Raw genomic sequence first — 7,203 nt, forward strand, 5'->3', positions numbered from 1 at the left:
GCAACTGGGTCTTCAGTGCCGACTATACCGTCTACCGTATGGAGGACACCTCCCCGGCTCTCGGCAGCCTCTCTGTCGGACTGCGCTTCTGACCTGTATTCGGCGGCCCCACCTGTCAGGGTGGGTGCTGCCGGTTGCAAAGCCCCCCGCGCACATTAAAATCCCGCCTTCTTCTATATTGTCCAAGTATTCCAAGCCGGATCACGCTCTCTTATGAATATTCGCCAGCAGCTCAACGACATCTTCCAGACCGCCATGATCGACGCGGGTATCCCCGCTGAGTGCAGCCCGGCGGTGGCACCGGCCAAGAAGGCGGGCTTTGGCGACTACCAGGCCAATGGCGCCATGGCCGCGGCCAAGAAAGTGGGCAGCAATCCGCGCGAGCTGGCGGCAAAGATCGTCGACAGCCTCGGCGACCAGCCGATGATCGAGAAAGTGGACATCGCCGGCCCCGGCTTTATCAACATCCACCTGAGCGAAGCCTGGCTGGCGGAAACCCTGGCCTCTGCCCGCGCCGACGAGCGCCTGAATATCGCCGCCGTGACCGAGCCGCAGATCGCGGTTCTGGACTACTCCCACCCCAACCTCGCCAAAGAGATGCACGTGGGCCACCTGCGTACCACCATCATCGGCGACGCGCTGGCGCGCCTGCTGGAGTTCCAGGGCCACAAGGTGATCCGCCAGAACCATATGGGCGACTGGGGTACCCAGTTCGGCATGCTGCTGGCGCACCTGGCCGACCAGATGCAAAACCAGGACGCAGAAGTAGCGCTCAAGGATCTCGAAGTGTTCTACCGCGAGGCCAAGGTGCGCTTCGACGAAGAGGAAGGCTTCGCCGACCGCGCGCGGGAATATGTGGTGAAACTGCAGGGCGGCGACGCCGATTGCCTGAAGTTGTGGCAGCGTTTTATCGACATTTCCATCAGCCACGCCGAAGAGATTTACGCAAAACTGGGCGTCACCCTGCAGCGCGGCGATGTGTATGCCGAGAGCCAGTACAACGACGACCTGCCGGTACTGGTAAAAGACCTGATGGACCGCGGTATCGCGGTGGAAGACCAGGGCGCAATTGTGGCTTTCCTGCCGGAAATGGCCGACAAGGAAGGTAACCCCAGTGTCGTTATCATTCAGAAAAAAGGCGGCGGCTACCTGTACGCCACCACTGACCTGGCCGCGATCCGCTACCGCGCCAATGTGCTGAAGGCAAACCGCATCCTGTACGTGGTGGACGCGCGCCAGTCCCTGCACCTGCAACAGGCCTTCACCGTGGCCCGCAAGGCCGGCTATATCGCCGACGAGCAAACCCTCGAGCATTGCGCCTTCGGCACCATGATGGGCGACGACGGCAAGCCGTTCAAAACCCGCACCGGCGGTACCGTGAAACTGGCAGAGCTGCTGGACGAAGCGGTGGAGCGCGCCACTGCGCTGGTGGCAGCGAAGAACCCGGAACTGAGCGCGGAACAGCAGGCCGAGATCGGCCGCGTGGTGGGCATTGGCGCGGTGAAATATGCCGACCTCAGTAAAACCCGCACCAATGACTATGTCTTCAACTGGGACGCGATGCTGGCGTTCGAGGGCAATACCGCACCCTACCTGCAGTACGCCTACACCCGTGTGCGCAGCATCTTCCGCCGCGCCGGCGTCGAGCCGTCAGCGCTGAGCGGTGAGATCAAACTGGGTACCGACGCCGAGCGCGCCCTCGCCATCAAGCTGAACCAGTTTGGTGAAGTGCTGGACCAAGTAGCCAAAGACACCTTCCCCCACGTGCTGTGTACCTACCTGTACGAACTGGCCAGTGCCTACATGGGCTTCTACGAGGCCTGCCCGGTGCTGAAAGAAGGGGTGAGTGAGGAAGACAAGCAGAGCCGCCTGCAGCTGTGCGACCTGGTGGCGCGTACTCTCGCCACCGGCCTCGGACTGCTGGGCATCGAAGTACTGGAGCAGATGTAATTCTGCTCCGCTAAAAGCTCCTAGTGATCTAGATCAGGCGCTGTCGCGAGACAGTGCCTGCTGCAGGAACTGCTGGGCGTTGGCGAGATCCGCATCGTGGATCAGCCAAAGTTCGGAGTGCCAATCGAGATTGCCAAATCCTCCCTGCTGCTCCAGCGGAGTCTCTATGCGGGTTTTCTGGGTGAGCACCGAATAACCGGCGGATTCCATCAGGTTGCGCAGGTAGCTGCCAAGCAGCTGGTCGTTGGTGGTGAAAATCTTACTCGCCATAACGATGCGACAGGTTGCCCCTCCCAAATCTCTCAGCGCCGGGCTTGTAGCCCAGACTTCAAGAACTTCTTCGTTCAGTAAACCCCTACCCGGCGCCTGGCAGCTCGACAAACTTCGCCGCTGGAGAAAAGCCGGGTGTAATTTAAAGATAGACCAGCGCGGCAAAAGGCGCCGGTGTCGGGCGGGAAAAATGTGCAAAGGCGAGAAAAACAGCGCCAGATAGTAGAGGCAGGCTAAGTTATCGGTGCGGCTTGGCCGTCACCAGTTCCAGCGGCAGGACCACACCGTCGGACTCCGTCACCGACAGCCCCGGAAGGCTGGGGGAATACAGCTGGTATTTGTTTTTTCCGTGGCGCTTGGCGTGGTACATGGCCATATCCGCTTTCTGCAGAATGGATTCCAGTGTTTCGTTTTTATCCTCTACCGCCACCACCCCCACACTCATGGTGACGGTGATCAGTTCATCGCTAATTTTTACCGGTTGTGCCACGGTGCTGAGCAGTTTTTCCGCCAGAATCCGGTAGGCCTCGGGCTCGCGAATCGAACGCACGAACACACAGAACTCATCCCCACCAAGTCGCGCCACGATGTCGCCACAGCGCATCACGCTCAGTAACCTGCGCGCCACCACACACAACAGTTCATCGCCGCTCTGGTGGCCGAGGGTGTCGTTTACCTGCTTGAAGTCGTCCAGGTCGATAAAGAACAGATAACTGCACTCGCTCACGGATTCCGGCTGGTGGCGCGCCAGCTCAAGATGAAATTCCAGCTGCTCCAGCAGGCTGTAACGGTTGTCGAGCCCGGTGAGACTGTCATGCATCGCAATCTGTTCAAGCTGCGCGGTCTTGCGGCTCACAATGTCGTTCATATCTTCCAGCTGGTCGCACACGGTGAGGCCGGTGTTATCCAGCACGTCCAGCTCGTCGAACCGGTCCAGGGATTTGTGGACCGGTCGAATCAGCTGGCGCGCATCGTTGAAGCGCCCGTTGGTGAGCAGTGGCAACGCGTCCGCCAGCCGCCGCAACCGCACGATGGGCCGCCACAAACTACCTGCCACTGCAGCACAGAAAATCAGCGCCCCGAGCACCGAGAACAATAGCAGTAACTGCACCGACTCCTCGATGTGCTCCACCTGTGCGGACACATCCTCGATAAACACAAACTGCGCCCCTGCCGGATCCACATCCACACCCATGGTGCGGACGTCGAACTTGCGTTGCGCCAGTACGTGCGACCGTGCCCGCTGCAGTCCGTTCAAGGTTTTCACCTCCGCCGCCACCCGGTTCAGCAGCGGCAGCATCCGCTCGCGGGAGGTCAGCGAGAGCACTTCCCGGCGCCAGCCGGCCAGGTACCTGCCTCCGGCATCCCGCGGGGCCTCGCTGCGCACGGCTGACAGGATACCGATGTCGGTGCCAGTCATTTCCCGGAAGCGCCGCAGCTGCTCCGTCAGCGGTCGATCCACTTGCAGCAGGTAGTCACCGTCGCGGGCGCGCATTGGCACCGACAGGCTCTGTACACAGATCAGTTCGCAGCGCACCAGCTCCAGTGGCTGGCCGTGCAACAAAACCTCGCTCACCTGCTCGGCACTCAGGTTGTTGTTGGGCGACCCCCAGTTCAGTAACGGTTTGCTGTCGGCGTCATAGATTTTCAGGGCGTGGAGATCCCAGCTCTGCTGCAGGATTGGCCACTGGCGATCGAGGCTTTTGCGCAACTCCTCGCGTGAGGAAATCCTGCCGCGCGCGTTGAGCGCCATCAGTTCCGCCAAACGCGCAAGCTCCTGACGGGACTCCTGCAAAAGCCCGGTGATCTGAAACTGGAAATTGAGATGGCGCTGCTCGCGGTTTTTCGCCAGCAGGGATTGCAGGCTGCCGTTACCCAGCAGAATAAAAAACAGGCACATGGCGACCACGAGCAGCAGTGAGAACAGGCTCGCCTTGAAGCGCAAGGTGTTGATATAGGCCAATGGCACCACGGTTGATGAGCCCCCGAATCCCTGGGATTGACGCTGTACTCGCGGCGGCCGTTTGTGACCTGAGGCCCAGTATCGACTCCAAATACTTGGCCCGCGCCCGCTTCCCCAACAGCATTTTGTTATTCAATCAGTATGGTCCAGTTCTGCCGCGCTGCCGGAAGCCTCCGGCACCAGCAGAACAAAATAACGCCAGATGCGCTAAAACAGGATATATGTCACAAATACGCCCCTGCCCCAGCATATATTTGACCTGATTGAGCACGAATTGCCCGTAATCACTGCGATTGCTAAGATGCGCGCCGTCCGGACCCCGGAGAATCCGGGACACGGTTCCGGCAAGCAATAACGATTGGGCAAGCAGACTCTGCCACGCCAGTATTACCGGATATCGTTTTTTGAAAACGATCAGTCACGGTTCTCTCCGTTTTAAAGTTCTGCAGACCAACATTGAAACGGGCCAATGCCATCGGCCCACTTTGCTATTTTTACCGGTACTTTCCCGATCAGGATGCGCCTCGGCAGCGCCTGTTCAGGACAGGCCGGGAACCCCCGGCACCAGCGCGCCGGCAGCACTTAGTGTTTACAGGAATCCACCCACCATGACCCAGCCTTCCCTCAAGCAGTTGGAACAGCACGATGCCTTCATCCGCCGCCACATTGGCCCGGATGCCGCGCAGACCCAGGCCATGCTCGACACCCTCGGTGTCGCCAGCCTGGAAGAACTGATTGAAAAGACCGTTCCCGCCTCTATCCGCAAGTCCGACGACCTGGACCTGGCAGACGCCGTGGACGAGCAGGAAGCGCTGGCAGAGCTGAAAGATCTCGCAAGCCGCAACAAGATCTTCCGCACCTTTATCGGTATGGGTTACCACGACACCATCACCCCCAACGTGATCCTGCGCAACGTGCTGGAAAATCCGGGCTGGTACACCGCCTACACCCCCTACCAGCCGGAAATCGCCCAGGGCCGCCTGGAAGGCCTGCTGAACTTCCAGCAGATGATCATGGACCTCACCGGCATGGAACTGGCCAACGCCTCCATGCTGGACGAAGGCACCGCGGCGGCGGAAGCCATGGCGATGTGTAAGCGCCAGGTAAAACGCAACAAATCCAACACTTTCTTCGTGGATGCCGACTGTCACCCGCAGACCATCGCCGTGGTTAAAACCCGCGCCGAGCACTTCGGTTTCGACATCGTTGTTGGCAACCCGGAAACCGAACTGCCGGAAGACCTGTTCGGCGCCCTGTTCCAGTACCCGGGCTCCACCGGTGTGCTGCGCGACCTCACCGACCTGATCGCCAAGGTACACGCTGCCGGCGCACTGGTGACCGTGGCCGCGGACCTGATGAGCCTGGTGGCACTGAAGGCGCCGGGCGAGATGGGCGCAGATGTGGTGGTTGGCTGCAACCAGCGCTTCGGTATCCCCATGGGTTACGGCGGCCCGCACGCCGGTTTCTTCGCCTTCCGTGAAGAATACAAGCGCTCCGCCCCCGGCCGTATCATCGGTGTTTCCGTGGACAGCAAGGGCAAGCGCGCCCTGCGTATGGCCATGCAGACCCGCGAGCAGCACATCCGTCGCGAAAAGGCCAACTCCAACATCTGTACCTCCCAGGTACTGCTGGCGGTAATGAGCGCGTTCTACGCCATCTACCACGGCCCGCAGGGGCTGAAGACCATCGCCGCGCGTATCCAGCGCCTGACCGATATCCTGGCCGCAGGCCTGCAGCAGTCCGGCTTCAGCCTCACCCACCAAAGCTGGTTCGACACCCTGACCATCAACGTGGGCGACAAGCAGTCTGAAATCTATGAGCGCGCCATCGCCGCCGAGATCAACCTGCGCAAAGTGGGCAGCGACGCCCTGGGTGTGAGCCTGAACGAAACCTCCAAACTGGCAGACGTATCCGAGCTGCTGGCGGTGTTCATCGGTGGCGAGCACAACCTGGACCTGGGCAAGATCGACAGCGAACTGGCCGCCAAAGGCGTTGCCGGCGTTCCGGCTGCCCTGCAGCGCACCAGCGACTTCCTGACCCACCCGGTGTTCAACACGCATCACTCCGAAACCGAGATGCTGCGCTACCTGAAGACCCTGGAGTCCAAGGACATCGCGCTGAACCACTCCATGATTCCGCTCGGCTCCTGCACCATGAAGCTGAACGCCACCGCGGAAATGATCCCGGTGACCTGGCCGGAATTCGGCAAGCTGCACCCGTTCGCCCCCGCCGACCAGGCCGAGGGCTACCGCGAAATGTTCCGCCAGCTGGAAACCATGCTGGCGGAATGTACCGGTTACGACGCCGTGAGCCTGCAGCCGAACGCCGGCTCCCAGGGCGAGTACGCCGGTCTGGTCGCGATCAAGAAATACCTGGAAGCCAAGGGCGAGACCCAGCGCGACATCTGCCTGATCCCGGCTTCTGCGCACGGCACGAATCCTGCCACCGCGATGATGGTCAACTTCAAGGTGGTGGTGGTTGCCTGTGACAACAAGGGCAACGTGGACATCGCCGACCTGAAAGCGAAGATCGAAGAGCACGGTGATCGCGTTGCCGCGCTGATGGTCACCTACCCGTCCACCCACGGTGTGTTCGAGGAAGGCATCCGCGAGATCTGCGAACTTATCCACAACGCCGGTGGCCAGGTGTACATCGACGGCGCCAACATGAACGCCCTGATCGGCGTAGCGGCTCCGGGCAAGTTCGGCGGTGACGTATCCCACCTGAACCTGCACAAGACCTTCTGTATCCCCCACGGTGGCGGTGGCCCCGGTATGGGCCCGATCGCCGTTGGCGAGCACCTGAAGCCCTACCTCGCGGGCCACCCGGTGACCGAGGTTCCGGGCAACAACCCGGTGAACGGCACCATCTCCGCAGCACCCTGGGGCTCCGCGAGCATCCTGCCGATCAGCTGGATGTACGTGCGCATGATGGGCAAAACCGGCATGAAGCTGGCCACCCAGACCGCGATCCTGAACGCCAACTACGTGGCGAAGAAACTGAGCGAGCACTACCCGCTG

General features: G+C 60.8%; 4 protein-coding genes. 2 read left to right on the forward strand and 2 right to left on the reverse strand.

Annotated elements, in window-relative coordinates; translation table 11 throughout:
• Positions 1–213: 213 nt before the first annotated feature.
• Positions 214–1,950, forward strand: a complete 1,737-nt coding sequence (gene argS / locus VIL80_RS01850; protein WP_332034459.1) for an arginine--tRNA ligase — start codon at positions 214–216, stop codon at positions 1,948–1,950.
• Positions 1,951–1,983: 33 nt separating this feature from the next.
• On the opposite strand, the gene VIL80_RS01855 is transcribed toward argS, so the two are convergent.
• Both VIL80_RS01855 and VIL80_RS01860 read right to left on the reverse strand, forming a co-directional pair.
• Positions 1,984–2,220 carry a putative signal transducing protein gene (locus VIL80_RS01855; protein ID WP_332034460.1) on the reverse strand — a complete coding sequence of 79 codons (237 nt, stop codon included), beginning with the start codon at positions 2,218–2,220 and terminating at the stop codon, positions 1,984–1,986.
• Between the two features lie 238 nt (positions 2,221–2,458).
• Positions 2,459–4,183 (reverse strand): diguanylate cyclase domain-containing protein, encoded by a 1,725-nt coding sequence (locus VIL80_RS01860; protein WP_332034461.1) that lies wholly within the window; start codon positions 4,181–4,183, stop codon positions 2,459–2,461.
• Positions 4,184–4,791: 608 nt separating this feature from the next.
• Between VIL80_RS01860 and gcvP the strand changes: the two genes are divergently transcribed.
• On the forward strand, positions 4,792–7,203 hold a 2,412-nt coding region (gcvP, locus tag VIL80_RS01865), incomplete at its 3' end, for an aminomethyl-transferring glycine dehydrogenase (protein ID WP_332034462.1).

It is taken from the genome of Microbulbifer sp. (assembly GCF_036563125.1).
Taxonomy (GTDB): domain Bacteria; phylum Pseudomonadota; class Gammaproteobacteria; order Pseudomonadales; family Cellvibrionaceae; genus Microbulbifer.

Coding starts and splice junctions, on each gene's coding strand:
- argS (WP_332034459.1), top strand. CDS start 214: ATGAATATTCGCCAGCAGCTCAACGACATCTTCCAGACCGCCATGATC.
- VIL80_RS01855 (WP_332034460.1), bottom strand. CDS start 2,220: ATGGCGAGTAAGATTTTCACCACCAACGACCAGCTGCTTGGCAGCTAC.